This window comes from Nonomuraea sp. NPDC050310 (assembly GCF_040655795.1).
Lineage (GTDB): Bacteria > Actinomycetota > Actinomycetes > Streptosporangiales > Streptosporangiaceae > Nonomuraea.
The window spans coordinates 64,341-88,284 of sequence record NZ_JBFAKP010000019.1 but is presented as its reverse complement, the minus strand read 5'-3'; the positions used below and the strand labels follow the sequence as shown (position 1 = coordinate 88,284).

Annotated in this window: 26 protein-coding genes; 5 read left to right on the top strand and 21 right to left on the bottom strand. The window is 72.2% G+C overall.

The genetic code is table 11. From position 1 onward, the window contains the following. Position 1 precedes the first annotated feature (1 nt). The 8 genes from AB0I67_RS32765 to AB0I67_RS32730 all read right to left on the bottom strand — a co-directional run bounded on the left by AB0I67_RS32765 (position 2) and on the right by AB0I67_RS32730 (position 7,708). The gene (locus AB0I67_RS32765) at positions 2–1,252 is read right to left on the bottom strand and encodes a cysteine desulfurase (RefSeq protein ID WP_357931476.1); all 1,251 of its coding nucleotides are present in this window, start codon (positions 1,250–1,252) and stop codon (positions 2–4) included. Further along, complete coding sequence (gene sufC, locus AB0I67_RS32760) at positions 1,249–2,001, bottom strand: Fe-S cluster assembly ATPase SufC (protein ID WP_357931473.1); 753 nt, start codon at positions 1,999–2,001, stop codon at positions 1,249–1,251. Before sufC ends, AB0I67_RS32765 begins: the two co-directional genes overlap by 4 nt. Continuing rightward, the gene (locus AB0I67_RS32755; protein WP_357931471.1) at positions 2,001–2,318 is read right to left on the bottom strand and encodes a non-heme iron oxygenase ferredoxin subunit; all 318 of its coding nucleotides are present in this window, start codon (positions 2,316–2,318) and stop codon (positions 2,001–2,003) included. The genes sufC and AB0I67_RS32755 overlap by 1 nt, the downstream gene beginning before the upstream one ends. Then, a complete protein-coding gene (sufD, locus tag AB0I67_RS32750) occupies positions 2,315–3,433 on the bottom strand; it encodes a Fe-S cluster assembly protein SufD (RefSeq protein WP_357931468.1) in 1,119 nt (372 codons plus the stop codon). The genes AB0I67_RS32755 and sufD overlap by 4 nt, the downstream gene beginning before the upstream one ends. After that, on the bottom strand, positions 3,433–4,845 hold the full coding sequence (sufB, locus tag AB0I67_RS32745; protein WP_357931465.1) for a Fe-S cluster assembly protein SufB: 1,413 nt from the start codon (positions 4,843–4,845) through the stop codon (positions 3,433–3,435). The genes sufD and sufB overlap by 1 nt, the downstream gene beginning before the upstream one ends. After that, positions 4,842–5,513 carry a metalloregulator ArsR/SmtB family transcription factor gene (locus AB0I67_RS32740; protein ID WP_357931719.1) on the bottom strand — a complete coding sequence of 224 codons (672 nt, stop codon included), beginning with the start codon at positions 5,511–5,513 and terminating at the stop codon, positions 4,842–4,844. The genes sufB and AB0I67_RS32740 overlap by 4 nt, the downstream gene beginning before the upstream one ends. Positions 5,514–5,594: 81 nt before the next feature. Continuing rightward, positions 5,595–6,809: a multidrug effflux MFS transporter gene (locus AB0I67_RS32735; RefSeq protein WP_357931462.1), complete on the bottom strand. Its 1,215-nt coding sequence runs from the start codon at positions 6,807–6,809 to the stop codon at positions 5,595–5,597. Positions 6,810–6,916: 107 nt separating this feature from the next. After that, complete coding sequence (locus tag AB0I67_RS32730) at positions 6,917–7,708, bottom strand: VOC family protein (RefSeq protein WP_357931459.1); 792 nt, start codon at positions 7,706–7,708, stop codon at positions 6,917–6,919. A gap of 166 nt (positions 7,709–7,874) precedes the next feature. Between AB0I67_RS32730 and AB0I67_RS32725 the strand changes: the two genes are divergently transcribed. The 3 genes from AB0I67_RS32725 (at position 7,875) to AB0I67_RS32715 (ending at position 10,546) form a co-directional block, all read left to right on the top strand. Continuing rightward, complete coding sequence (locus AB0I67_RS32725) at positions 7,875–8,783, top strand: ABC transporter ATP-binding protein (RefSeq protein WP_357931456.1); 909 nt, start codon at positions 7,875–7,877, stop codon at positions 8,781–8,783. Further along, positions 8,780–9,544 (top strand): ABC transporter permease, encoded by a 765-nt coding sequence (locus AB0I67_RS32720; protein ID WP_357931453.1) that lies wholly within the window; start codon positions 8,780–8,782, stop codon positions 9,542–9,544. Before AB0I67_RS32725 ends, AB0I67_RS32720 begins: the two co-directional genes overlap by 4 nt. A 90-nt stretch (positions 9,545–9,634) precedes the next feature. Beyond that, positions 9,635–10,546, top strand: a complete 912-nt coding sequence (locus AB0I67_RS32715; protein WP_357931450.1) for an EamA family transporter — start codon at positions 9,635–9,637, stop codon at positions 10,544–10,546. Between the two features lie 11 nt (positions 10,547–10,557). On the opposite strand, the gene AB0I67_RS32710 is transcribed toward AB0I67_RS32715, so the two are convergent. The 10 genes from AB0I67_RS32710 to AB0I67_RS32665 form a co-directional block, all read right to left on the bottom strand. Continuing rightward, entirely contained in the window at positions 10,558–11,226 is a 669-nt protein-coding gene (locus AB0I67_RS32710) for a GntR family transcriptional regulator (RefSeq protein WP_357931447.1), read from the bottom strand. A gap of 16 nt (positions 11,227–11,242) precedes the next feature. Next, positions 11,243–12,391, bottom strand: a complete 1,149-nt coding sequence (locus AB0I67_RS32705) for an ornithine cyclodeaminase family protein (RefSeq protein ID WP_357931444.1) — start codon at positions 12,389–12,391, stop codon at positions 11,243–11,245. A gap of 88 nt (positions 12,392–12,479) precedes the next feature. Beyond that, complete coding sequence (locus AB0I67_RS32700; RefSeq protein WP_357931441.1) at positions 12,480–13,439, bottom strand: proline racemase family protein; 960 nt, start codon at positions 13,437–13,439, stop codon at positions 12,480–12,482. Then, entirely contained in the window at positions 13,436–14,437 is a 1,002-nt protein-coding gene (locus tag AB0I67_RS32695; protein ID WP_357931438.1) for a proline racemase family protein, read from the bottom strand. The genes AB0I67_RS32700 and AB0I67_RS32695 overlap by 4 nt, the downstream gene beginning before the upstream one ends. Continuing rightward, positions 14,434–15,327, bottom strand: coding sequence for a dihydrodipicolinate synthase family protein (locus AB0I67_RS32690; protein WP_357931435.1), 894 nt, complete (start codon positions 15,325–15,327; stop codon positions 14,434–14,436). Before AB0I67_RS32690 ends, AB0I67_RS32695 begins: the two co-directional genes overlap by 4 nt. After that, on the bottom strand, positions 15,311–16,675 hold the full coding sequence (locus AB0I67_RS32685; protein WP_357931432.1) for an FAD/NAD(P)-binding oxidoreductase: 1,365 nt from the start codon (positions 16,673–16,675) through the stop codon (positions 15,311–15,313). Before AB0I67_RS32685 ends, AB0I67_RS32690 begins: the two co-directional genes overlap by 17 nt. After that, positions 16,672–16,923, bottom strand: a complete 252-nt coding sequence (locus tag AB0I67_RS32680) for a (2Fe-2S)-binding protein (RefSeq protein ID WP_357931429.1) — start codon at positions 16,921–16,923, stop codon at positions 16,672–16,674. Before AB0I67_RS32680 ends, AB0I67_RS32685 begins: the two co-directional genes overlap by 4 nt. Next, the gene (locus tag AB0I67_RS32675) at positions 16,920–18,050 is read right to left on the bottom strand and encodes an FAD-dependent oxidoreductase (RefSeq protein WP_357931426.1); all 1,131 of its coding nucleotides are present in this window, start codon (positions 18,048–18,050) and stop codon (positions 16,920–16,922) included. Before AB0I67_RS32675 ends, AB0I67_RS32680 begins: the two co-directional genes overlap by 4 nt. 72 nt (positions 18,051–18,122) lie before the next feature. Beyond that, positions 18,123–19,097 (bottom strand): helix-turn-helix domain-containing protein, encoded by a 975-nt coding sequence (locus AB0I67_RS32670; protein ID WP_357931423.1) that lies wholly within the window; start codon positions 19,095–19,097, stop codon positions 18,123–18,125. Between the two features lie 63 nt (positions 19,098–19,160). Beyond that, entirely contained in the window at positions 19,161–19,709 is a 549-nt protein-coding gene (locus AB0I67_RS32665; RefSeq protein WP_357931420.1) for a hypothetical protein, read from the bottom strand. A gap of 51 nt (positions 19,710–19,760) precedes the next feature. Here AB0I67_RS32665 and AB0I67_RS32660 point away from each other — a divergent pair, with 51 nt between their 5' ends. Both AB0I67_RS32660 and AB0I67_RS32655 read left to right on the top strand, forming a co-directional pair. After that, positions 19,761–20,732: a COX15/CtaA family protein gene (locus AB0I67_RS32660; RefSeq protein ID WP_357931418.1), complete on the top strand. Its 972-nt coding sequence runs from the start codon at positions 19,761–19,763 to the stop codon at positions 20,730–20,732. A gap of 8 nt (positions 20,733–20,740) precedes the next feature. After that, entirely contained in the window at positions 20,741–21,427 is a 687-nt protein-coding gene (locus AB0I67_RS32655; protein ID WP_357931415.1) for an ElyC/SanA/YdcF family protein, read from the top strand. Here AB0I67_RS32655 and AB0I67_RS32650 read toward each other — a convergent pair. Genes AB0I67_RS32650 through AB0I67_RS32640 form a run of 3 tightly spaced genes read right to left on the bottom strand, consistent with a single transcriptional unit; the run spans position 21,400 to position 23,847 of the window. After that, a complete protein-coding gene (locus AB0I67_RS32650; protein ID WP_357931412.1) occupies positions 21,400–22,596 on the bottom strand; it encodes a PrsW family intramembrane metalloprotease in 1,197 nt (398 codons plus the stop codon). The two genes, AB0I67_RS32655 and AB0I67_RS32650, sit on opposite strands and share 28 nt — an antisense overlap. A 17-nt stretch (positions 22,597–22,613) precedes the next feature. After that, positions 22,614–23,555 carry a cation diffusion facilitator family transporter gene (locus tag AB0I67_RS32645; RefSeq protein ID WP_357931410.1) on the bottom strand — a complete coding sequence of 314 codons (942 nt, stop codon included), beginning with the start codon at positions 23,553–23,555 and terminating at the stop codon, positions 22,614–22,616. Continuing rightward, positions 23,545–23,847: a metalloregulator ArsR/SmtB family transcription factor gene (locus AB0I67_RS32640; protein WP_357931407.1), complete on the bottom strand. Its 303-nt coding sequence runs from the start codon at positions 23,845–23,847 to the stop codon at positions 23,545–23,547. Before AB0I67_RS32640 ends, AB0I67_RS32645 begins: the two co-directional genes overlap by 11 nt. Positions 23,848–23,944: the final 97 nt, after the last annotated feature.

Sequence of the window (23,944 nt, the reverse complement as noted above, 5' to 3'; positions counted from 1 at the left end):
GTCAGGCGAACACCTTCTGAACGTGGTGGAGGCCGCGCACCAGGGCGTCGATCTCGCCCGTGGTGTTGTACAGGTAGAACGACGCCCGCGTGGTCGCCGGTATTCCGAACCGCAGGTGCAGCGGCCGGGCGCAGTGGTGGCCGACCCGTACGGCGATCCCGAACCGGTCGTCCAGGATCTGCCCGACGTCGTGCGGGTGAATCCCTTCCAGAGTGAAAGAGACGGTGCCGCCCCGGTCGTGCAGATCGGTCGGGCCGATCACCTTGAGCCCGGGGATCTCCTGGAGCGCCCCGAGCGCGTGCGCGGTCAGCTCCCGCTCGTGCGCCTCGATCGCGGCCAGGCCGATCCCGTCGAGGTAGTCCACCGCCGCGCCCAGGCCGATGGCCTCGACGATGGGCGGCGTGCCGGCCTCGAACTTGTGCGGGAGCGGCGCGTAGGTCGAGCGGTCCATCCAGACCGCCTCGATCATCTCGCCGCCGCCCAGGAACGGGGGCATGGCGTCGAGCAGCTCGGCCCGGCCCCACAGGACGCCGATGCCCGACGGGCCGACCATCTTGTGACCGGTGAAGGCCACGAAGTCGGCGCCGAGCGCGGCGAGGTTCACCGGGTGGTGGGGAACCGACTGGGAGGCGTCGAGCGCCACCAGGGCGCCCACCGCATGGGCCCGCTCGATCACGGCCGCGACCGGGTTGACCGTGCCCAGCACGTTCGACTGGTGCGCGATCGAGACGATCTTCGTCCGCTCGGTGATCACGTCACCGGACAGGTCGAGCCGGCCCTCGTCGGTCACGCCGAACCACTTCAGCGTGGCCCCGGTCCGCTGCGCGAGCATCTGCCAGGGCACGATGTTGGAGTGGTGCTCCATCTCGGAGATGACGATCTCGTCGCCCTCCCCCAGGGTGAACCGGGGGTCGGTGTTGGAGCGGTTCCCGAAGGAGTAGGCCAGCAGGTTGAGCGCCTCGGAGGCGTTCTTGGTGAAGATCACCTCGTCCCGGGACGGGGCGCCGACGAACGCGGCGACCTTGTCCCGGGCGTTCTCGTAGGCCTCGGTGGACTCGCTGCCCAGCGTGTGGTGCGCGCGCCCGACGTTGCTGTAGTGCATCGCCAGGTGCTCGCGCATGGTCTCGATGACCTGCGCCGGCTTCTGGGAGGAGTTGCCGGAGTCCAGGTAGACGAGGCTCCGCCCACCCGGTAGCTCGCGTGAGAGGACCGGAAAATCCTTCCGGATCCGCTCGACGTCGAAACCGGTCACTGCCCGACCGCTTCCTTGGTGTAGGCGGCGTACCCCTCGGCCTCCAGCTTCTCGGCGAGCTCGGGGCCACCTTCCTCGACGATCCGGCCGCCGGCGAAGACGTGCACGTGGTCGGGCTTCACGTAGCGCAGGATCCGGGTGTAGTGCGTGATCAGCAGCACGCCGGTCTCGCCGGTGGAGCGGAAGCGGTTGATGCCTTCGGAGACGATGCGCAGCGCGTCGACGTCGAGGCCGGAGTCGGTCTCGTCGAGCACGGCGATCTTCGGCTTGAGCAGTTCGAGCTGGAGGATCTCGTGGCGCTTCTTCTCGCCGCCGGAGAAGCCCTCGTTCAGGTTGCGCTGGGCGAAGGCGGGGTCGATGGACAGGGAGTCCATGCCGGCCTTGAGGTCCTTGGCGAACTCGCGCAGCTTCGGCGCCTCGCCGCGCATGGAGGTGACCGCCGAGCGCAGGAAGTTGGAGACGCTGACGCCCGGCACCTCGACGGGGTACTGCATCGCCAGGAACAGCCCGGCGCGCGCCCGCTCGTCGACGGACATCTCCAGCAGGTCCTCGCCGTCGAGCAGCACCTGGCCGCCGGTGATGGTGTACTTCGGGTGGCCGGCGACGGCGTAGGCCAGGGTGGACTTGCCCGAGCCGTTGGGGCCCATGATGGCGTGGGTCTCGCCGGCGCGCACGGTCAGGTCGACGCCGCGCAGGATCTGCTTGTCCTCGACGGCGACGTGCAGGTCACGGATTTCCAGGGTGCTCACTATGACTCCTTCGAGAGTGAGACGAGCACGTCGTCGCCCTCGATCTTGACTCGGTAGACGGGAACGGGCTTGGTGGCGGGCGGGCCGGTGGGCTTGCCGGTGCGGACGTCGAAGCACGAACCGTGCAGCCAGCACTCGAGCGTGCCGTCGTAGACCTCGCCCTCGCTCAGCTTGACCTCGGCGTGGGAGCAGACGTCGTGCAGGGCGAAGACCTCCTCGCCCTTGCGGACCAGCGCCACCGGGGTCTCGCCGACCTCCAGGCCGAGGACGCCACCGTCCTCGATGTCGCTGATCGTGCAGACCTTCTCGAAGCTCACTTCTCGAGCTCCGCTTCGACCTTGGCGAGCACCCGCTCACGCAGCTCGTCGAGCTCGATCTTCTCGATGAGCTGGCCGAGGAAGCCCCGGATGACCAGGCGGCGCGCCTCGTCGTAGGGGATGCCGCGGGCCTGCAGGTAGAAGATGTGCTCGTCGTCCAGGCGCCCGCTCGCCGACGCGTGGCCGGCTCCGGCCACCTCGCCGGTGAGGATCTCCAGGTTGGGCACCGAGTCGGCGCGGGCGCCGTCGGTGAGGATGAGGTTGCGGTTGAGCTCGTAGGTGTCGGTGCCCTCGGCCGCGACCCGGATGATCACGTCGCCGATCCAGACGGCGTGGGCGTCCTGGCCCTGCAGCGCGCCGCGGTAGTCCACGTTGGACTTGCAGGTGGGCTGCGAGTGGTCGACCAGGAGGCGGTGCTCCAGGTGCTGGCCGGCGTCGACGAAGTAGACGCCCGACAGGTCGGCGTCGCCGCCCGGCGCGGTGTAGGACACGCTCGGCGAGAGCCGTACGAGGTCGCCGCCGAGGGTGACCACGAAGCTCTTGAAGGTGGCGTCCTTGCCGAGCTGGGCGTGGTGCTGGGAGACGTGCACGGCGTCGTCGGCCCAGTCCTGGAGGCTGACGACCTTGAGGGTCGCGCCGTCGCCCACGACGAACTCGACGTTGTCGGCGTAGACGGCGCTGCCCTGGTGGTCGAGGACGACGACGGCCTCGGCCATCGGCTCCAGCTTGACCAGCAGGTGGCCGTAGGCCGCGCCGTCGCCGGCGCCGGTCAGCGTGACCACCGTCGGCTTGGAGGCCACGGCCTCGCGGGCGACCGTCAGGACGGTCGCCTTCTCGAAGCTGGTCCAGGCCTGGGCGCTGATCCGGTCGGTCGGCGCGAAGGACTTGCCCAGGCGGGCGTCCTCGCGGCCGACCGTCTCGACGGTGACCTCGGGGGCCGCGTCGACGCTCACGGTGACGTGACCGGCCGCGGCGGTGCCCTTGTGCAGGCCCTTGAGCCGGGAGAGCGGCGTGAAGCGCCACTTCTCCTCGCGGCCGGTGGGGACCTCGAAGTCGGCGAGGTCGTATGACGCGTGCTCGTGCAGCGTCGACAGGGGCTTCTCGTTCAGGCCCATCAGCCGACGGCTCCTTCCATCTGCAGCTCGATCAGGCGGTTCAGCTCGAGCGCGTACTCCATGGGCAGTTCGCGGGCGATCGGCTCGACGAAGCCGCGCACGATCATCGCCATGGCCTCGTCCTCGCCCAGACCGCGGCTCATCAGGTAGAACAGCTGGTCATCGCTGACCTTGGAGACCGTGGCCTCGTGCCCCATGGAGACGTCGTCCTCGCGGACGTCGACGTAGGGGTAGGTGTCGGAGCGGCTGATCTGGTCGACGAGCAGCGCGTCGCACTTGACCGTCGAGGCGGAGCCGTGGGCGCCCTCCTCGATCTGGACCAGGCCGCGGTAGCTCGTCCGGCCGCCGCCGCGGGCGACGGACTTGGAGATCACGGTCGAGCTGGTGTTGGGCGCCAGGTGCACCATCTTGGAGCCGGCGTCCTGGTGCTGGCCCTCGCCGGCGAAGGCGACGCTCAGCGTCTCGCCCTTGGCGTGCTCGCCCATCAGGTAGACGGCCGGGTACTTCATGGTGACCTTGGAGCCGATGTTGCCGTCGATCCACTCCATGGTCGCGCCCTCGTAGGCGACGGCGCGCTTGGTGACCAGGTTGTAGACGTTGTTCGACCAGTTCTGGATGGTCGTGTACCGGCAGCGGGCGCCCTTCTTCACCACGATCTCCACGACCGCGCTGTGCAGCGAGTCGCTGGAGTAGATCGGGGCGGTGCAGCCCTCGACGTAGTGGACGTAGGAGTTCTCGTCCACGATGATCAGGGTCCGCTCGAACTGGCCCATGTTCTCGGTGTTGATCCGGAAGTAGGCCTGGAGCGGGATGTCGATGTGCGTGTTCGGGGGCACGTAGATGAACGAGCCGCCGGACCAGGTCGCGGTGTTGAGCGCGGCGAACTTGTTGTCGCCGACCGGGATCACCGAGCCGAAGTACTCCTTGAAGAGCTCCTCGTGCTCGCGCAGGCCGGTGTCGGTGTCGACGAAGATGACACCCTTCTCCTCCAGGTCCTCGCGGATCTGGTGGTAGACGACCTCCGACTCGTACTGCGCGGCCACACCGGCGATCAGCCGCTGCTTCTCGGCCTCGGGGATGCCGAGCTTGTCGTAGGTGTTCTTGATGTCCTCGGGCAGCTCGTCCCAGGAAGCGGCCTGCTTCTCGGTGGAGCGCACGAAGTACTTGATGTTGTCGAAGTCGATGCCGGTCAGGTCCGAGCCCCAGGTGGGCAGCGGCTTCTTCGCGAACAGGCGCAGACCCTTCAGGCGCAGGTCCAGCATCCACTCCGGCTCGTTCTTGAGCGCGGAGATGTTCCGGACGACCTCCTCCGACAGGCCACGCTTGGCCGCGGCCCCGGCTTCGTCGGAGTCGGCCCAGCCGAACTTGTAGTTCCCGAGGCCCTCAAGCTCCGGGCGGTCGGTGACAGTCACCTTCCGGTCTCCTTGCTCTTATCTCTCAACATTTGCGGACTCACATGCGTGGTGCAGACCCCGTCGCCGTGGGCGATGGTGGCCAGCCGTTGCACCGGCGTGCCGAGGAGTTGCGCGAACGCCTCCGTCTCGGCCTCGCACAGCTGCGGGAACTCGGCCGCCGCGTGCGCCACCGGGCAGTGGTGCTGGCAGAGCTGGTCACCGCCGGACTTGGCCTTGGAGGCACTCGCCGCGTAACCCTCTGCCGACAGCGCCTCGGCCAGCATCTGCACTCGCCGGTCTGCGGGCACTGCGCTCATCACCGGCTCCAGCCGCGCCACCAGGCTCTGCACCTGGGAGCGGGCGAAGTCGGACACCGCCTGGTCGCCCAGACGCTCGGCCAGGAAGCGCAGGGCGCTGCCGGCCAGGTCGTCGTAGGCGTGCTCGAAAGCACTGCGCCCCGTCTCGGTGATGGCGAACATCTTCGCCGGTCGCCCGCGCCCGCGCTGTCCGCGCGGGCGCACTGTCCGGGGCTCGATCATCCCGTCCGCCACCAGCGCGTCGAGGTGGCGTCGCACGGCCGCGGGGGTGAGCCCGAGCCGCTCGCCGAGCGCTGCCGCCGTGACGGGACCATGCTCGAGGATGAGGCGGGCCACACGCGCGCGTGTCGTCCTCTCGATCCCCTGCATGTTTTTCACAACATCAGTGTGCCGTAATTACTTCCCGGCCACCAAACGAAGCGGGAATGCAATTTCTCACGCAGGGTAGCCTTACCTAACTCGGCGGAGCACGGTGAAGGCGGTGAACGCCGCGCCCATGAGGATGAGGATCACCACCGCCATCGCCACCGCGCCGCCGCCGAGCAGGCCGACCAGCGGGGCCGACAGCGCGCCGAGCGCGAACTGCAGCACGCCGAGCAGGGCGCTGGCGCTGCCGGCGATCTGGGAGGGCTGGCTGCCGAGGGCCAGGGCGCCCGCGCCGGGCATGACCAGGCCGGCGCCGGCCATCAGGACGAACAGGCCGGCCAGCACGCCGTACAGTCCGAGACCGGTCAGCCCGGCGGCCAGCACGAGCAGGCCGCCGGCCAGCGAGGCGAACAGCCCGCCCAGGACCAGCTTGCCGGGGTTGACGCGGCCGGCCAGCCGGCCGCCGACCTGGGCGCTGATGGTCAGGGCGAGGGCGTTGGCGCCGAAGACGAGCGAGTACTGGCCGGTGGAGAGGCCGTAGACCTCCTGCAGCACGAACGGCGAGCCGGAGATGTAGCCGAACATGGCGGCGAAGCCGAGGCCGGAGGCCAGGGCGGGGGCCATGAAGGTGCGCTCGCGCAGCAGCCGCCAGAAGGTGCGCGCGGTCGGGGCCAGGCCGCCGCGGACGCGCTCCTCCCTGGGCAGGGTCTCGCGCACGCCCGGGATGGTGACGGCCAGCAGGACCAGGCCGGCGATGCTCAGCGCGACGAAGACGCCGCGCCAGGAGGTGAACTCCAGGAGCTGGGCGCCGGCGATCGGGGCGAGGATCGGGGCCAGGCCGCTGACCAGCATGAGGTTGGCGAAGATGCGGGCGATGGCCGCGCCGTCATACAGGTCGCGCACCACCGCGCGAACGATGACCAGGGCCGCGCCGCCCAGCACGCCCTGCAGCAGGCGCAGCACGATCAGCGCGCCGACGTTGGGCGCGAAGGCGCACAGCAGCGAGGCGACGGCGTAGCCGCCCACGCCGATCAGGAGCGGCAGACGGCGGCCGCGGCTGTCGCTGAGCGGGCCGGCGAGGATCTGGCCCATCGAGACGCCGATGAGACAGGCGGTCAGGGTGAGCTGGACCTGCGCGGGCACGGTGGCCAGCTCGTGGGTGATGGTCGGCAGCGCCGGGAGGTACATGTCGATGGAGAGCGGGCCGATGGCCGAGAGCGCTCCCAGGATCAGCAGGAGCAGTCCCCTGCGTTCCTTGGCCGTGCGCTTCGCGGACGCGGCCTCTACTGCCACTGACATGCGGAATACCTCTCCCTCGCTGGAGCCGTCACTGGCCCCGGCGAGGGCCGAGGAATCTCAACACCATCCGGTCATCCCATATTCCGGATTTTTTACCCTATTTCGGGTTATTCGGTGCGTTGGAGGTCCATGACGTAGGCCAGCGCGCCCTGCGGGTCCTGCAGCAGCGCGAAGGGGCCCGCCGGGGAGTCCATGCGGTCGATGAACACGTTCGCGCCGAGCTCCCGCGACTTGGCCACGGTGCCGTCGAGGTCGGCGACGGCGAAGTACGGCACCCAGAACGAGGGCACCTGGTCGGGGTAGTTCGGCGACATCTCCACCATGCCCGCCACCAGGTGGCCCTCGCTGAGGAAGGAGCGGTAGGTGTAGGGCCCGAGGCCCGGCACCTCCATCGTGGAGGCGTCGACGGTCCAGCCGAAGACGTCCCGGTAGAAGCGCTCGGCCGCCTCGACGTCGCGGGAGTTGAGCTCGTTCCAGCACCAGGCGCCGGGCTCGTTGACGAGCTGGGCGCCGTGGTGGGCCGCGGCCTGCCAGACGGAGACGAACCCGCCGTCGGCGGCCTGCAGGACGGCCATCGTGCCCTGGTCCAGGACCTCCATGGGCTCGATGACCACCTGGCCGCCGGCGTTCTTGGCCCGGTCGGCCACCGCGGCGGCGTCGTCGGTGGCCACGTAGGTGTTCCAGACCGAGGGCATGCCCTCGGTGAAGGTCGGGCCGATCCCCGCGACGACCTTGCCGCCGGCGAAGAACTGCCCGTAGCCGCCCGCGGCCGGATCGGGACTGAACTCCACCCGCCAGCCGAGGAGCTCGGTGTAGAACCGGGCCGAGGCCTCGGTGTCCGTGCTCGACAGATCCACCCAGCAGGGAACGCCGGGGGCGTAGCCATTGCGTTCTGACATTCCACCCTCCTTCGTGACGTGACCACCCTTTCACGCTTCGCGGTCAACGGCCCGCCAAACGGACGCCCGGCTTGGGTATCCCGCCGGGTCCCCCGAGCGGTACGGCAGGCGCGTTCGAGGCTGCCTGACGCGGTGACCACGACCGGGTGTCCTTACACTCGTGGGCATGGACTCCCCGGCCGTCGAGGTCATCGATCTGGTCAAACGTTACGGCGATCGCGTCGCCGTCGACGGGCTCACCCTGTCGGCCGCGCGCGGCGCCGTCACGGCGATCCTCGGGCCCAACGGCGCCGGCAAGACCTCCACGATCGAGATCTGCGAAGGCTTCCGCAAGGCCGACGCCGGGAAGGTCCGCATCCTCGGCCTCGACCCGGCCGCCCGCGAGCTGCGCGCCCGGGTGGGCGTCATGCTCCAGGCCGGCGGCGTGCCGCCCGCGATGCGCTGCGGCGAATGGCTGCGGCTGGTCTCCCGCTTCTACGCCCGCCCCCTCGACCCGCAGGCCCTGCTGGTACGGCTGGGCCTCGACGAGCACGCCCGCACGCCCTACCGGAGGCTGTCGGGCGGCCAGCAGCAGCGGCTCTCGCTGGCCGCGGCGGTCATCGGCCGGCCCGAGCTGGTCTTCCTCGACGAGCCCACCGCCGGGCTCGACCCGCAGGCCCGCCGCGCGTGCTGGGACCTGGTGACCGACCTGCGCGCGGCCGGCGTCTCGCTGGTGCTGACGACGCACCACATGGACGAGGCCGAGCGGCTGGCCGACCAGGTGATCATCATCGACCGCGGGCGGGTCGTCGCCGAGGGCACGCCCGCCGCGCTCACCGGCGCCGAGCGCCAGCTCCGCTTCCGCGCCCGGCCCGGCCTGGCGCTGGAGGAGCTGCTCACCGCCCTGCCCGACGGCAGCGCCGCCAAAGAGTCGCCGAGCGGGCACTACATCATCGAGGGGCAGGTCGGGCCCGAGCTGCTGGCCACCGTGACGGCCTGGTGCGCGGCCGAGGGCGTCACCGCCGACGACCTCAGCATCGAGCGCCGCACCCTGGAAGACGTCTTCCTCGAACTGACCGGCCGGGAGCTGCGATGACCACGCTTGACCTGTCCCCCGCGCCCGGCGCGGCGCCGCTGGGCCGCATGGTGCTCGCACAGGCGGGCGCCGAGGTCCGGGCCATCCTGCGCAACGGCGAGCAGCTGCTGCTCACGCTGATCATCCCGATCCTGCTGCTGGTCGGCTTCTCCCTCGCGCCGCTGGTGGACGTGGGCACGGACCGCCGGGTGGACTTCCTGGCCCCGGGCGTGCTCGCGCTGGCGGTGATGTCGACCGCCTTCACCGGGCAGGCCATCGCCACCGGGTTCGAGCGCCGCTACGGCGTGCTCAAGCGGCTGGGTGCCACGCCGCTGTCGCGGGGCGGGCTGCTGCTGGCCAAGACGCTGGCGGTGCTGGCGGTCGAGCTGCTCCAGGTGCTGGTGATCGTCGGGGTCGCCTACGCGCTCGGGTGGCAGCCGGCCGGGGCGGTCGTGGCGGCTCTGCCGTACCTGCTGCTGGGGACGGCGGCCTTCAGCGGCCTGGGCCTGCTGATGGCCGGCACGCTGCGCGCGGAGGCGACGCTGGCCGGGGCGAACCTGGTCTACCTGGTGCTGCTGGGCTGCGGCGGGGTGGTCTTCCCGGTCGCCGCCTTCCCCGACGCGGCCGAGCCGGTGCTGTCGCTGCTGCCGATCACCGCGCTGACCTCCGGCGTGCGGGCCGTGCTCGGGGCCGGGGAGTTCCCGGTGGGGCCGCTGGCCGTCCTGGCGGTCTGGACGGTCGTCACCCTCGGGCTCGCGGCCCGCACCTTCCGCTGGGAGTGAAGCGGGGGTCAAGCGGGCCCCAGGGTGCGGGTTGTGTCGGAGCGGGTGAGTAGGCTCAGACATTCCCGACATTCGTGAGGAGCCTGCCCGGTGACCGTCAACGCCCTCGACCGCCCCTTCGACGGCGGCAAGTCCGGCCTCCCGCGGGCCGGCGCGCTGCTGCGCAACGCGGCCGACTCGATCCCGCCGTCGGGGCTCGTGGTGCTGGCCATCTTCTCGGTGCAGCTCGGCGCGGGCTTCGCCAAGGAGCTGTTCAGCGTGCTGCCGCCGAGCGCGGTGGTGTTCCTGCGTATCGCGGCCGGGGCGCTGATCATGGGCATCGTGGCCAGGCCGCGGCTCAAGGGGCTGGCCTGGCGCGACTGGGCGGTCGGGCTGGGCTTCGGCGCCACGCTCGCGCTGATGAACCTGTCGTTCTACGAGTCGCTGCAGCGGCTGCCGATGGGCATCGCGGTGGCGATCGAGTTCCTCGGGCCGCTGGGCGTCGCCGTGGCCGCCTCCCGGCGGCGGCTCGACCTGCTGTGGATCGGGCTGGCGGCGGCCGGGGTGCTGCTGATGGCGCCCTGGGGCGACTCGTCGTCGGTGAGCTGGCTCGGCATCGGCTTCGCGCTGGTCGCGGGGGCCTGCTGGGCGGGCTACATCCTGCTGTCGGCCGCCGCGGGCAGCCGCTTCCCCGGCACGACCGGGCTGGCCTTCGCGATGATCGCCTCGGCGGTGTTCATCGCGCCCGTCGGCATCACCACCGGCGGCAGCGACCTGCTCACCCCCGAACTGCTGCTCATCGGGCTCGGGGTGGGGCTGCTGTCCTCGGTCATCCCCTACTCGCTCGAACTGCAGGCGCTCCGGCGGATGCCGAAGCAGGTCTTCGGGGTGCTCATGAGCCTGGAACCGGCGGCCGCGGCGATGATCGGGCTGCTGCTGCTCGGCGAGATCCTGCAGGTGCAGCAGTGGGTGGCCATCACGTGCATCATCGCGGCCAGCCTGGGCGCCACCCGCAGCCGCTGACCGCGCCCCGCTCAGGCGTCGGGGCTCGCCCAGATGCCGCGGACCTTGCCGATGTGCTGGCCCATGAGCTGCCGCGCGCCCTCGGCGTCGCCGGCGGTCAGCCGGTCGAGCAGCTCCAGGTGCTCGCGCGCGGAGTCGACGAGGGTGCCCTGCTGGGCGAGCTGCGACAGGCCGTACAGCCGCGCGCGGCTGCGCAGGTCGCGCACCACCTCGACCAGGTGCGCGTTCCCGGCCAGCGACAGCAGCTCCACGTGGAAGCGCAGGTCGGCGTCGATGTACTCCAGCAGGTCGCCCCGCTCGGCGGCGGCGACGATCTCCTCGGCGATCGGCCGGATGCGCTCGAAGGCGGCGTGGTGGACCGGATCGGCCAGCCGGGCGACGGTCGGGACCTCGATGAGCTCGCGGATCTGGGTCAGCTCGTCGAGGTCGCGCTCCGACAGCTCGGTCACCCGGAAGCCCTTGTTGCGCACCGCCTCGACCAGACCCTCCTTGGCCAGGTCGAGCATCGCCTCACGGACCGGCGTGGCGGAGACGCCGAACTGGGCGGCGAGCACGGGTGCGGAGTAGACCACCCCGGGACGCATCTCGCCCGTGATGAGCGCCGCGCGCAGCGCGTCGGCCACCTGCTCGCGCAGGCTCTGCCGCTCCCCGACCATCGGCAGATCGAGCCGACCCTGCATCCCGCACATCCTTCCGTCAGCGCCACGCTTCGTAGGCGGCCGCGGCGACCACCAGATCTTCCCAGGCCATGCCCACGCTCTTGAACAGTCTCGGCCCCGGCCCGGCGACCACCCGTCCGGCCACCAGATCGGCGAGGTTCCCGGCGAGATGACCAGTCGTGATCGTACCGTTCCGGACAGGGACGATCACATCCCCGGCCTCGGCCAGCGCGGCCACGAGAGCCTCGACGACCACGGTGGAACGAGCCACGAGATCGTCGTCGACCTCGCGGGCGTCGGGCTCGTGGGAACCGACGGCGACCACGGTGACGCCGTCGCGGGCGAGCTTACCGGGGAAGAGCGGGTTTCTGGAGGTGGTGCAGCAGGCCACGATGTCGGCCTCGGCCACCGCACGGGCCGGGGTGACCTCGCGTCCGGTGGGCCTGGTGGGGCGGCGGATCGGGGTGGTCGGGCGCGGCTCGTCCAGGGGCCACACGCGGTTGCCCGGGGAGCCCACCTTCGGCCTCTCCCGGTCGCCCGGCGGGCCGTCCACCGGGCCGGCCGCGGGGCCTTCCGGCGAAGGAGCCGGGAGGAGGGGTTCGGTGGGCCAGGTGGTGAGGTTGGACGAGACGGCGCCGCCGTACCCGGCCTCGACGGTGAGGCCGAGGGCGCGGCAGTGGTGGGCGAGGGCCTCGGCCCGGGCGACGTCGCGCCCGATGAGGGTGACGTGCTCGATGGGCCGGACGGCGCGGATGGCGGTGATGTGCGCCCAGGCCTGCGGCCCGGTCCCGAAGACGGTCAGCCGGCGGGCGTCGGGCGAGGCGAGGTGCCGCACGGCGACCGCGGAGACCGCCGGGGTGCGCAGCGAGGTGAGCGCGACCCCGTCGAGCACGGCGAGCGGCGCGAGGGTGTCCCGGTCGAACAGCAGGTACGTGCCCTGGATCCGGGGCAGCCCCCGCCGCGGGTTGTCCGGCGCGACGCTGACGATCTTGACCCCGGCGTAGGCCGGTCCCCCGGCGGGCATCATGAGCAACTGGCCGCCGGCCAGGTCGACGTGCGAGCGCGGCGGGGTGGTCTCGGGGTCGAGCCCGGCGCGCAGGGCGTTCTCGAGGACCTGGATCGCGTGGGACACCGGCACGAGGCGCGTGACGGTGTCGGCGTCCAGGTACGGCAGGGCGGCGGTCATGTGCCAAGTATGGAGTGATCGGGCGAACCGGAGCGAAGGGCGCGGTGCTTCACCCCGGTCCGCATAGAACTCATTCCCCCGAAACCACTCATCGAAGGCTGAAACCGGTGCCGATCGGGTCATCAGGATCCAGCTCGAACGTGTGCCGCCCGGTCCGGTAGGCGATGCCCTCGATCTCCGGCACGATCCCGCCGTCCACGACCTCGGCCACCCGCCCGGTGAAGACGCTGCCGACGATGCTCTCGTGCGTGAGCGGCCCCTCGAAGCCGTCCTCGTGCAGCAGCGCGAGCCGGGCGGCGGTGCCGGAGCCGCACGGCGAGCGGTCGACCTCGCCGTCGGCGAAGACGGTGACGTTGCGCTGGTGCCCGGGGCCGAGCTCCTCGTGGAAGATCACGCCGTAGACGCCGGACAGCCGGGGCTCCTCCGGGTGCGCGGTGGCCGGGTGCCCGGCCAGCTCCGCCTTGATCCGGCGGCCCAGCGCGATCAGCTCGGGCAGGTCGCCGGGTGTCACCGAGAGCCCGAAGGCGGCCGCGGGCACCGAGGCGTAGACGGCTCCGCCGTACGCCAGGTCGGCCTCGGCCCCGGCGGCGGGCACGCCGCGGGCCAGCACGGAGGAGACGACGTTGCGGAAGACGACGCCGGTGACGCGCCCGCCGGAGCACCGCACCCGGGCCGTGACACGGCCGGATGGCACGTCGACGACGACGTCGGTCTCGCCGTCGGCGGCCGCCTCGACCAGGCCCTCCTGCACGGCGTGCACGCCCAGCGCGATGGTGCCGTGCCCGCAGGCGGTGGAGTAGCCGTCCTTGTGCCAGAACAGCACGCCCAGGTGCGCGCCGGGCGAGTCCGGCGGGACGAGGAAGCAGCCGTACATGTCGTCGTGCCCGCGCGGCTCGTGGCACAGCAGCCGCCGGACCGCGTCGAACTCCGGCCGGGCCGCGTTGGCCCGCCGGTCGAGCACGGAAGCGCCGGGGATGTCCGGCCCGCCACCGGTGACGATCCGGAACGGCTCGCCACCGGTGTGGTAGTCGACAGTCTCGATGATCACAGGATGAAGCCCTCGGGGAACGGGTCGCGCGGGTCGAGGAAGTACTGGGCGGTCCCGGTGACCCAGGCCCGCCCGGTGATCGTCGGCAGCACGGCCGGCCGCCCGCCGACGGTGGTCTCGCCGATCAGCCGGCCGATGAAGCGGGTGCCGATGAACGACTCGTTGACGAAGTCGCGCTCCAGGGGCAGCTCGCCGCGCGCGTGCAACTGGGCCAGCCGGGCGCTGGTGCCGGTGCCGCACGGCGAGCGGTCGAACCAGCCGGGGTGGATGGCCATGGCGTGCCGGGAGTGCTCGGCGGTGGAGCCGGGCGCGGCGAAGTAGACGTGGTGGCAGCCGCGGATGCGCTCGTCCTCGGCGTGCACGGGCTCGCCGGCGGCGTTGATCGCCTCCATCGTGGCCAGGCCGGCCGCGATGATCTCGTTCTTCGCGGCCCGGTCGAAGGGCAGCTTGTAGTCGTCCAGCGAGACGATGGCGTAGAAGTTGCCGCCGTAGGCCAGGTCGTAGCGGATGGCGCCGAAGCCCGGCACCTCGACCGAGGCGTCGAGCCGGTCGGCGTAGGCCGGCACGTTCCGCAGCGTGACCGCCATCGCCCGGCCGTCGTCCACGGCCACGTCCACCTCGACCAGCCCGGCCGGCACCTCCAGGCGCACGGTGGTGACCGGCTCGGTCACCTCGACCATGCCGGTCTCGACCAGCACGGTCGCCACCCCGATGGTGCCGTGCCCGCACATCGGCAGGTAGCCGGACACCTCGATGAACAGCACGCCCCAGTCGGCGTCGGGCCGGGTGGGCGGCTGCAGGATGGCGCCGCTCATCGCCGCGTGCCCGCGCGGCTCGTTCATCAGCAACTGCTTGATGTGGTCGTAGTTGTCGCGGAAGTAGATGCGGCGCTCGGCCATCGAGGCGCCCGGGATCACCCCGACGCCGCCGACGATCACCCGGGTGGGCATGCCCTCGGTGTGGGAGTCGACGGCGTGGAAGACGCGCTTGGTCCTCATCGCAGCCCCTCCGCCAGCGCCTTCTCGGTGGCCGCGCGGATCGAGGTCTCCATGTCGGGCAGCAGCGGCAGCCGCGGCGCGCGGCACGGGCCGCCGTAGCGGCCGGCGAGGTCCATGGAGAGCTTGATCGCCTGGACGAACTCGGTCTTGGCGTCCCAGCGCAGCAGCTCGTGCAGCTTGCGGTAGAGCGGCAGCGCCGTCTCCAGGTCACCGGCGAGGGCGGCGTGGTAGAGCTCGGCGCTGGAGACCGGCAGCGCGTTCGGGTAGCCGGCGATCCAGCCCACCGCGCCGGCCAGGGCCAGCTCCAGCAGCGCGTCGTCGGAGCCGATCAGCAGGTCCAGGCCCGGGGCGAGCTCGGCCAGCTCGTAGGCCCGGCGCGGGTCGCCGGTGAACTCCTTGACCGCGACCGCCAGCCCCTCCTCGTGCAGAGTGGCCAGCAGTCGCGGAGTCAGGTCGATCTTGGTGTCGAAGGGGTTGTTGTAGGCCACGATCGGCACGCCCGCCTCCGCCACCTCGCGGTAGTGGGCGATCACCGTGCGCTCGTCGGCGCGGTAGGCGTTCGGCGGCAGCAGCAGCACAGACCCGCAGCCCAGCGAGGCGGCGTGCTCGGCCCAGCGGCGCGACTCGGCCGAGCCGTAGGCGCCCACGCCCGGCATCACGTTGCGCCCGCCGACGGCCTCCACCGCGACCTCGACCACGCGGGCGCGCTCCTCGGGGGTCAGCGTCTGGTACTCGCCCAGCGAGCCGTTGGGCACCACGCCGTCGCAACCGCTGTCCACCAGCCACCGGCAGTGCTCGGCGTAGGCGTCGTAGTCGACCGACAGGTCGGCGCGCAGGGGCAGCGCCGTGGCGACCATGATGCCCTGCCAGGGCTTAACGCGGTTGGTCATCGGAGATCCTCTCAAGCGAGCCGAGCGTGATCGGCTGGGCGACGGGACGCCGGGGAGCCTGGGGCGCCTCCCCGGCGAGGCAGGAGACGGCGTAGCCGCACATCCGGCCCTGGCACCAGCCCATGCCTGGGCGGGCCAGCAGTTTGATGGAGCGCGCGTCGGTGGCGCCGAGCTCCTGCGCCTCGCGGACGGCGCTGAGCGGCACCTCCTCGCAGCGGCACACGAGGGTGTCGGCGGCCAGCCAGTCCTGCCAGCCGGGCCGCACGGGGTAGGCCTCCTGCAGCGCGCGGGCGAAGGAGCGCAGTCTGGTACGGCGCAGCAGCAGGTGCTCGGGGACGGCGAGTCCGGCGACCGCGTGACCGGCGATGCGGCCCTCGATCTCGGCCAGTGCCGCGCCGCCCACCCCGGCGGGCTCGCCCGCCGCGTAGACGCCCGGGACGCTGGTGCGCTGCTCCTGGTCCACGGTGAGGATCGGGCTGCCGTCGGCGTCGTTGGCACTGGCGCAGCCGAGCTGGGTGGCGAGCTCGATCTGCGGCAGGAAGCCGTAGCCGACCGCCACGGTGTCGCACTCGACGGTCTCGGTGGAGCGCACGCGCCAGTCGCGGTCCAGCCGGGCGACGGTGACGTGGGTGACCTCATCGTCGCCGTGCGCCCGTACCACCGCGCTTCTCGTGCGGTACGGCACGCGGTGCCGTACCAGGGTGGCGGCGTACCCGGCCGCCTCGCCCGCCTTGGCGGCGGCCAGGACCGGGTGCCTGGCCAGGCCGAGCCCGCCGGAGGCCTCCAGCACCGCGGCCACCTTCACCCCGGCGCGGGCCAGCCCGGCGGCCACGGGGAGCAGGAACGGGCCGGTGCCGGCGACGACCACGCGCCGCCCGGCGGCGACGCCGTGTCCCTTGAGCAACGCCTGCGCGCCGCCGGGGGTGAGCACGCCGGGCAGGTCCCAGCCGGGGAAGGGCAGGGGCCGGTCGTGGGCGCCGGTGGCGATCAGCACCGCCGCGCCGCGCAGGGCGACCGGTTCCTCCTCACGCTCGCCGGCCAGCGCCTGCACGGTGAAGCCGGCCGGGTCGCGGGTGATCGTCCAGACCCGGTGTCCGAGGAGCACGTCGGCCGAGGCGTGCAGGGCGTCGCTCTGCCGGAGGAACCGGTCGAGGCCGTGGTGGAGCTTGCCGTCGGTGGCGCCGGGCAGGTGGCGGAAGTACTGGCCGCCCAGGCGCGGGCCGGCGTCGAGCAGGGCGACGCGCAGGCCCGCCCGGGCCGCGGTCAGCGCGCCGGCGACGCCCGCCGGGCCGCCTCCGACGACGAGCAGGTCGTAGCCGGTCATGTTGCCGGTCATGGTGCCGGTCATGAGGTGCTCACCGAGTCTCCGGGCCGGGCCTCCACCAGGCAGGCGCGTTGTTCGGGTGCGCCGTTGACGCTGAGGAGGCAGTCGAAGCAGACGCCGATGCCGCAGAACAGGCCGCGGGGCCGCGCGCCGAAGCGGGTGCGCCGCCACGAGCGGATGCCGGCGGCGTGCAGGGCGGCGCCGATGCTCTGCCCGGGGCGCACCGGCACGGGACGGCCGTCCACCGTGATCTCGAATCCGTCCTGGTTCATGCGTCCTCGAAACGGTCGGGGCGAAACGGGTGCAGGTCGAGCGCGGGCGACTGGCCGCTGAGGAGCTGGGCCAGCAGGGCGCCGGTGGCCGGCGCCAGGCCGATGCCCGCGCCCTCGTGCCCGCAGGCGTGGTAGAGCCCGCGCACGCGCGGATCGGCGCCGATGACCGGCAGGTGATCGGGGCAGTAGGGGCGGAAGCCGCAGTAGGTGCGGATCACGCGCCGCTCCCGCAGGACCGGGAAGAGCGCCACGGCCTGGGCGGCCAGCCGCTTGAGCACGGTGAGCGAGAGCGTGCGGTCGAAGCCGACCCGCTCGCGGCTGGCCCCGATGAGGACCGTCCCGGCGGGCGTGCCCTCGACCACGGCGGAGGTCTCCAGCCCGGCGTTGTCGCTGGCCACGTTGGTCACGTAGGCCGCGGTGTAGACCTTGTGCCGCACCAGGGGCTCGGCCAGCGGCTCGGTGACCAGGATGAAGCCGCGCCTGGGCATGATCGGCAGGCTGACCCCGGCCAGGGCGGCGACCTCGCCGCCCCAGGTGCCGGCGGCGTTGATCACGGCTCCGGCCAGGATGTCGCCGGCGGAGGTGCGCACGCCGGTGACGCGCCCGCGCTCGACGCGCACACCACGCACCTCGACGCCGGTGCGCAGTTGGAGCGCGCCGTGGCCGTAGTTGTCCTGCGCGGCGCGGATCAGCCGGGCGGCGGCGAGCATGGGCTGCACCTGGGCGTCCTGCGGGTAGAACACCCCGCCGGCCAGCCCGCCGGCCAGGTGCGGCTCGTAGGCGTGCAAGCCGGCGGCGACGGTGTGCTCGACGTCCTGCTTGGCGGCCAGCGCGGTGAGCTGGGCGAGCACCTCGGGCGTCTCGGCGACGACCAGGCCGCCCTTGGCCTCGAACTCGAAGTCGGCGACCTCGGCCAGCTCGCGCCAGAGGCGGTTGGAGTGCACGGCCAGGTCGAGCTCGGGCCCGGGCTCCTTGTCGGAGACCAGGATGTTGCCCTCGCCGGCGCCGGTGGTCCCGCCGGACACCGGCCCGCGGTCCAGCACGGCCACGTCGAGGCCCGCGCGCGCCGCGTAGTACGCGCAGGCGGCCCCGACGACGCCGGCGCCGACGACGATCACGTCCGGCATCCCTCACCTCCTCAGTAATATGTCACATACCTTAACCCATCGGCGTGTGCTACTGGGAGGGTCAATACCCGTTTATCCGGTCTGGCGGAGCAACTCGGTCGCCAGCGACGTCCGCTGGTACAACACCGCCCTGCCGTCCCGCCGCGAAGTCACCAGGCTGGTACGGCGCAGCACCGACAGATGCTGGCTGACCGCGGCCGGCGTGAGCCCCACCTCGGCGGCGAGCTGCGTGGTCGACAACGGCAGGTCCAGATGGGCCAGCAGCCGCGCCCGGCTGTGCCCGATCAGCTCGCCCAGCGGCTCCCCCCTGGTCCGCGGCGCGCGGTCCCAGACCGTGGCGAACCCGCGCGGCGGATAGGCGAACATCGACGGCCTCGGCTCGTCGAAGCGCATCACCAGTCGCGGCCAGGCGAACACACACGGCACCAGCACCAGCCCGCACCCGCGCAGCAGATGCTCCCCGTCCCACGCGGGCGTCAGGATCCGCATGCCGGGCCCGCCGCGCTCGATGCCCGGGTGCAGGTCGGCCAGCAGCTTGGCCAGCCCGCCCGTGGTCACCGCCTGCGCCCGGTAGCCCAGGTCGGCGTCGGCCAGCGCGCGCAGCCGCGGCCACACCGGCCGCACCGCGACCCGCCAGTAGGCGGCCAGCTCCTCGGCCAGTCGGCCGAGCTCGCGCTCCGGGCCGTCGTACAGGCCCGCCAGCCGCTCCGGCACCGGGCCGTCGCCGCGCAGCTCGTCGATCGAGGCGCGCACCTCGGCCGCGGGGGTGGCGCGGACCCGCTCCAGCTCGGCCTCGAACTCCGCGCCCGCCACCTCCGGGGCCGGCGTCAGGAAGTCGGCCGAGAAGTGCGGGCCGCCCACCAGGGCGCCCAGCAGCTCCAGCCGCAGCCCGCCGAGCAGCGGCGTGACCGAGGCCAGCCAGGGGCGGAAGGCCTCCTGCCGGCTCGGGTCGCCCAGCACCTGCACGCTGGCCACGGTCTCGGCCAGCGGGGAGCGCGCGAACCGGATGCGGGCCAGGTCGTCGGGACCGAGATGCACGTCGATCACGCTTGCGACGGTACCGGCGTCACATCCAGACCCGGTCACGAGCCGGCGACTTTTGGGCCGGGGCTAGAAGCGCCAGGTGTAGACGTACCAGTCGCCCGACAAGTGCTCGTAGGCCGTCGGGTCCGGCTTTGCCGGCACCCCCTCGGGGAACCAGGCGAAGCCGTACCGGTCGATGAACCCGGAGTCCCGCACCACGAGCAGCGCCCCCTCGGGGAGGTTCTCGGCGAACTCGATGTCGTAGAGCCCGACCGACGCCCCCTGGACCCCGGCGGTGAAGCCGGAGGAGGCGAAGGCCGTCAGCGCCGGCTCCGACAGGTGGAAGCGGACGAGCAGCGGCACGTCGGCCTTGACCAGCCCGTAAGTCGCCACGAGCAGCACGGGGGCCACCGCCCAGCTCCAGAGCCTGGCCGGCCGCAGGCGCAGGGCCAGCACGGTGACCAGCCCGGCGAGCCACGCGAGGCCCACCACCAGCCACGCCGTCCCGGCCGCCAGCAGTCCGCCGAACCACCCGCCGGGGATGCTCGTGGCCCACCAGGTCACCAGTGCCGCCGCCGTCGCGGCGCCGGCCGTCAGCAGGCCGACGCGGCCCGTCCATAAGGATCCTCGCTGCATGCCGTCACCCTAAGGGCGGGACCGGTCACCCCGCCGCCTACCATCGAGGACGTGAAACTGCTCCAGCCTCGGACGATGACCGCGTGGGCGTTGGCCGCCGTGGTGGTCAACTCGCTCATCACCGTGACCGGCGCCGCCGTGCGGGTGACCGGCTCGGGACTGGGCTGCCCGACCTGGCCCAAGTGCACCCCGGACAGCTACGTCCCGGCCGCGCACGAGGACATCCCGCTGATCAACACGCTGATCGAGTTCGGGAACCGGCTGCTGACCTTCCTGGTGCTCGCGGTGGGCGTGGCCGTGCTGGTGGTGGCGATGCGGCAGTTCCCGCGCCGCCCGGTGCTGGTCAGGCTGGCCTGGCTGCAGCCGATCGGCTGCGCGGTGCAGGGCCTGTGGGGCGGCCTGGTGGTGAAGACGGCGCTCAACCCGGTGACGGTGAGCGTGCACTTCCTGCTGTCGATCCTGATGACGGCGGCGGCCTGGATGCTCTACGCCCGTGCCAAGGAGGGCGACGGTCCGGTGCGGCGGCTGGTGCACCGCGACATCGTGCGCCTGGGGTACGTCCTGGTCGGGGCGGTGGCGGTGCTGCTGGTGGCGGGCGTGGTGGTCACCGGGACCGGACCGCACTCGGGCGACGCGATCGCCTCGCGCTTCGACTTCGACATCGAGACCGTCGCGCGGCTGCACGCCGACGTGGTCTACCTGGTCGTGGGCCTGACCTTCGCGTTGCTGTTCGCGCTGCACGTGACCGACGCGCCCAAGCCGGCCCGGCGGGCCGCGCTGGCGCTGCTCGGCATCGAGCTGGCCCAGGGCTTCATCGGCTACCTGCAGTACTTCCTCGCGGTGCCGGCCGCGCTGGTGGGCCTGCACGTGCTGGGCGCCTCGCTGGTGTGGATCTTCACCTGCCGGCTGGTCACCTCGCTGCGCACCCGCGGGCCCCTCCCCTCCCCCGCGGTTTCCGGCGCGGAGCAGGGGGAGTATGTCAAGGTTGGTAGCGAAAGGTCGGCCACTCCCCCACCTGCCTGAGGTGCCGTTTGTCACGAAAAGTGCTTCGTCGTAGCTTTCAAGGCGTCGCCGTCCTGAGCCTGCTCGCACTCGCCCCGCTCACCTGGGCGTGGCTGACCAGCGACCGGCACCGGGTGATCGCCCAGGCGCCGGACTGGCCGGGGAGCGTGCCGTACGCGCCGACCGCGCTGGTGCTCGGCGCCGGGCTGTACGGCGGCCGGCCCTCCCCCATGCTGGCGGCCCGCCTCGACCTGGCCGCCGAGCTGTACCGCACCGGCAAGGTGAAGGCCCTGCTGCTGTCGGGCGACAACAGCCGGGTCGGCTACGACGAGCCGAGCGCGATGCGCGACTACCTGACCGCGCGCGGCGTGCCCGCCGGGCGCATGGTGCTCGACTACGCCGGCTTCGACACCTGGGACTCCTGCGTGCGGGCCAGGCACGTCTTCGGCGCCGCCAAGGTGACCGTGATCACCCAGGCCTTCCACCTGCCCCGCGCGGTCGCGCTGTGCCGTACGGCCGGCCTGGACGCCTTCGGCGTGGGCGACGACTCGGCCGCCAAGTGGCCGGAGAGCACCTACCTGTACGCCGCCCGCGAGCTGCTGGCCACCGCCAAGGGCCTGAGCGACGCCCTGCTGAGCTCCGAGCCGGTCTTCCCCGGCCCGCCCGAGCGCTCCCTGGACGCCATCCTTCAGGCGGGCGGCGCGCCCGGCGCGTAGCCGGGCGGCGGGGTGCCCATCGCCATCGAGGCGGCGTGCTGGTCGGGCACCGGGAAGCGCGAGCGCGCGGCGGCCATGCACTCCAGCAGCGCCCGCTGCTCCTCGTGGAAGGTGTGGTCGTCCACGATGTGCCGCTCGGCGCGCTCGTGCAGCAGGCCGAGCTCGGTGGCGGCGAGCTGGTAGTCGCTCATCGCGCGCAGCCCCTCCTTGCCCCCGTGCGCCTGCGCCCACTGCCGGGCCTGCCGCCGCCGGGAGATCGCCGACAGCATGTAGATGTCGGCCTGGTCCACCAGCTTGGTCGGCTCGTACGGCGGCAGGTAGCGCTGCAGCAGCCGGACGATGCGCCGCCGGTCGCGCCAGATGACCACCATCAGGGCCAGCAGCACCACCAGCAGCGTGCCGTAGGCGATCGCCAGGCCGGCCGCCCCGCCGTAGGAGGCCAGGCCGTTCCAGAGCCCGTGCAGCAGCATGGCGCCGACCCAGCCGGCCAGGATGATCAGCGCCCGGTCGGGCCCGCGGCGCTGGGCGGCGTAGGCGACGGCGATGCCGATCATCGAGGTGAACAGCGGGTGCGCGAAGGGCGACAGGATGCCGCGCAGCACGACGGTGACGGCCAGCCCCTGCACGCCCTGCTCGGAGTTGAGTGCGGCGATGTAGTAGCTGACGTTCTCGCTCATCGCGAAGCCGAGGCCGACCATGGAGGCGTAGATGATGCCGTCGGTGGGGCCGTCGAGCTCGGCGCGGCGGAAGCGCAGCAGGCCGAGCAGGACCAGGCCCTTCATCGTCTCCTCGACGACCGGGGCGCCGAAGGTGGCGGCGATGCTGCGCGCGTCGGCGGGGCCGAGCGCGGCGGCGCTCATCAGGTAGCGCAGGTTGAGCGAGTTGATGACGCCCGCCACGAGCACCGCCACGCCCGCGCCCCAGGCGAAGGCGAAGACCAGGTTGCTGCGCGGCTCCGGCTCCATGCGGTCGAGCGCCAGGACCGCCGCCAGCAGCAGCGGCACCGGCGCCAGAGCGAGGCCGAGAGAGACGATGAAGGCCACCGGCGCGCCGTTGATCACATCGAAGGAGAAGGAGACGATCGCGCACAGACCGGCCAGGACCAGCCCGATGATCAGAGAGACCGACGGGCGGTCCTTGAACACCCAGCGTGGATCACGGGACGCCATAGTGTGACTGTAACGGACTAGGTCAGAGGTGTCCCGCCCAGGTGACGCGGTCCGTGGGGATCGGCGCAGTGGGCCTCGGCGCCATGATCTACCTGAAGCGTGGTGTGCTCGATCCCGAACCGGTCGTGGAGCAGGCCGGCGAGCCGCTCGCGCACCTCGTGGCAGGTGTCGCAGCTCTCCTTGACGATGACGTGCGCCGACAGCGTCGGGTAGCCGCTGGTCACCGTCCAGACGTGCAGGTCGTGCACCTCCAGCACCTCGGGCTCGGCGGCGAGGACCGCGCCGATCTCGTCGGGGTCGAGGTCGCTGGGCGCGGCCTGGAGCAGCACGCGGCCCGAGTCGCGGATCAGGCCCCAGCCGGCGTAGGCCATCAGCGCGGCCACCACGAGCGCGGCGATGGCGTCGGCCTGCGCGAAGCCGGTCAGCCAGACGATCAGGCCGGAGGCGGCGGTGGCGATGAAGGCGTACATGTCGTTGAGCACGTGCTGGAAGGCGCCCTCGACGTTGAGGCTGCGCCGGTTGGCCTTGGACAGCAGCCACGCGGCCAGGGCGTTGATCGCCACCCCGGTGAGCGCGGTGACCAGCACCAGCGGGCCCTTGACCTCGGGGGGATCGATGATCCGGTTGATGCCCTCGTAGACGAAGTAGACCGTCAGCAGGAGCAGCGTCGCGCCGTTGATCTGCGCGGACAGGATCTCGGCGCGCTTGTAGCCGAAGGTGTAGGCGCCGCGCGCGGGCCGGGCGGCGATGCGCATGGCGATCAGGGCCAGCACGATCGCGCTGGCGTCGGTCAGCATGTGGGCGGCGTCGGCGATAAGCGCCATCGAGTTGGCGATGAAGCCGATGACGACCTCGACCGCCATGTAGCCGACCAGCAGGAGCAGCGCGCCCCACAGGTAGCGCTTGTCCGCGTTCGCCTCCACGGCGTGGCCGTGGCCGTGCCCGTGCTCACCGGCCATCGGAGACCTCCCTCAGGTGCTCACGGCTCAGGTCGAGCAGCATGCGGACGTGCGCGTCGGCCAGCCGGTAGTAGATCATCCGGCCGGCGCGGCGGGTGGAGACGATCTCCGCCGTGCGCAGCAGCCGCAACGCGTGCGACACCGCGGTGTCGGTCACCTCGACCTCGGCCGCCAGGTCGTGCACGCACATCTCCCCCGCCTCCAGCAGGGCGTAGAGCAGCCTCGCCCGGGTGGGGTCGCCCAGCAGGCGGAACAGGTCGGCCAGCCGGGTGGCCTCCTCCATCGTCACCATGTGCGGTCTCGCCGCCTCGGCCCGCGCCGCGCAAGAATCCAAAACATCTGAATAGGTATTCACATGTTCAGCATAGAGGATCCTCCGGCGTACGGCC

Coding starts and splice junctions, on each gene's coding strand:
- AB0I67_RS32725 (WP_357931456.1), top strand. CDS start 7,875: ATGGACTCCCCGGCCGTCGAGGTCATCGATCTGGTCAAACGTTACGGC.
- AB0I67_RS32695 (WP_357931438.1), bottom strand. CDS start 14,437: ATGAGGACCAAGCGCGTCTTCCACGCCGTCGACTCCCACACCGAGGGC.
- AB0I67_RS32730 (WP_357931459.1), bottom strand. CDS start 7,708: ATGTCAGAACGCAATGGCTACGCCCCCGGCGTTCCCTGCTGGGTGGAT.
- AB0I67_RS32735 (WP_357931462.1), bottom strand. CDS start 6,809: ATGTCAGTGGCAGTAGAGGCCGCGTCCGCGAAGCGCACGGCCAAGGAA.
- AB0I67_RS32640 (WP_357931407.1), bottom strand. CDS start 23,847: ATGGTGACGATGGAGGAGGCCACCCGGCTGGCCGACCTGTTCCGCCTG.
- AB0I67_RS32705 (WP_357931444.1), bottom strand. CDS start 12,391: ATGACCGCCGCCCTGCCGTACCTGGACGCCGACACCGTCACGCGCCTC.
- AB0I67_RS32740 (WP_357931719.1), bottom strand. CDS start 5,513: ATGCAGGGGATCGAGAGGACGACACGCGCGCGTGTGGCCCGCCTCATC.
- sufD (WP_357931468.1), bottom strand. CDS start 3,433: ATGGGCCTGAACGAGAAGCCCCTGTCGACGCTGCACGAGCACGCGTCA.
- AB0I67_RS32685 (WP_357931432.1), bottom strand. CDS start 16,675: ATGACCGGCACCATGACCGGCAACATGACCGGCTACGACCTGCTCGTC.
- AB0I67_RS32675 (WP_357931426.1), bottom strand. CDS start 18,050: ATGCCGGACGTGATCGTCGTCGGCGCCGGCGTCGTCGGGGCCGCCTGC.
- AB0I67_RS32650 (WP_357931412.1), bottom strand. CDS start 22,596: ATGGCGTCCCGTGATCCACGCTGGGTGTTCAAGGACCGCCCGTCGGTC.
- AB0I67_RS32690 (WP_357931435.1), bottom strand. CDS start 15,327: ATGACCAACCGCGTTAAGCCCTGGCAGGGCATCATGGTCGCCACGGCG.
- AB0I67_RS32645 (WP_357931410.1), bottom strand. CDS start 23,555: ATGGCCGGTGAGCACGGGCACGGCCACGGCCACGCCGTGGAGGCGAAC.
- AB0I67_RS32710 (WP_357931447.1), bottom strand. CDS start 11,226: ATGCAGGGTCGGCTCGATCTGCCGATGGTCGGGGAGCGGCAGAGCCTG.
- AB0I67_RS32680 (WP_357931429.1), bottom strand. CDS start 16,923: ATGAACCAGGACGGATTCGAGATCACGGTGGACGGCCGTCCCGTGCCG.
- AB0I67_RS32665 (WP_357931420.1), bottom strand. CDS start 19,709: ATGCAGCGAGGATCCTTATGGACGGGCCGCGTCGGCCTGCTGACGGCC.
- AB0I67_RS32720 (WP_357931453.1), top strand. CDS start 8,780: ATGACCACGCTTGACCTGTCCCCCGCGCCCGGCGCGGCGCCGCTGGGC.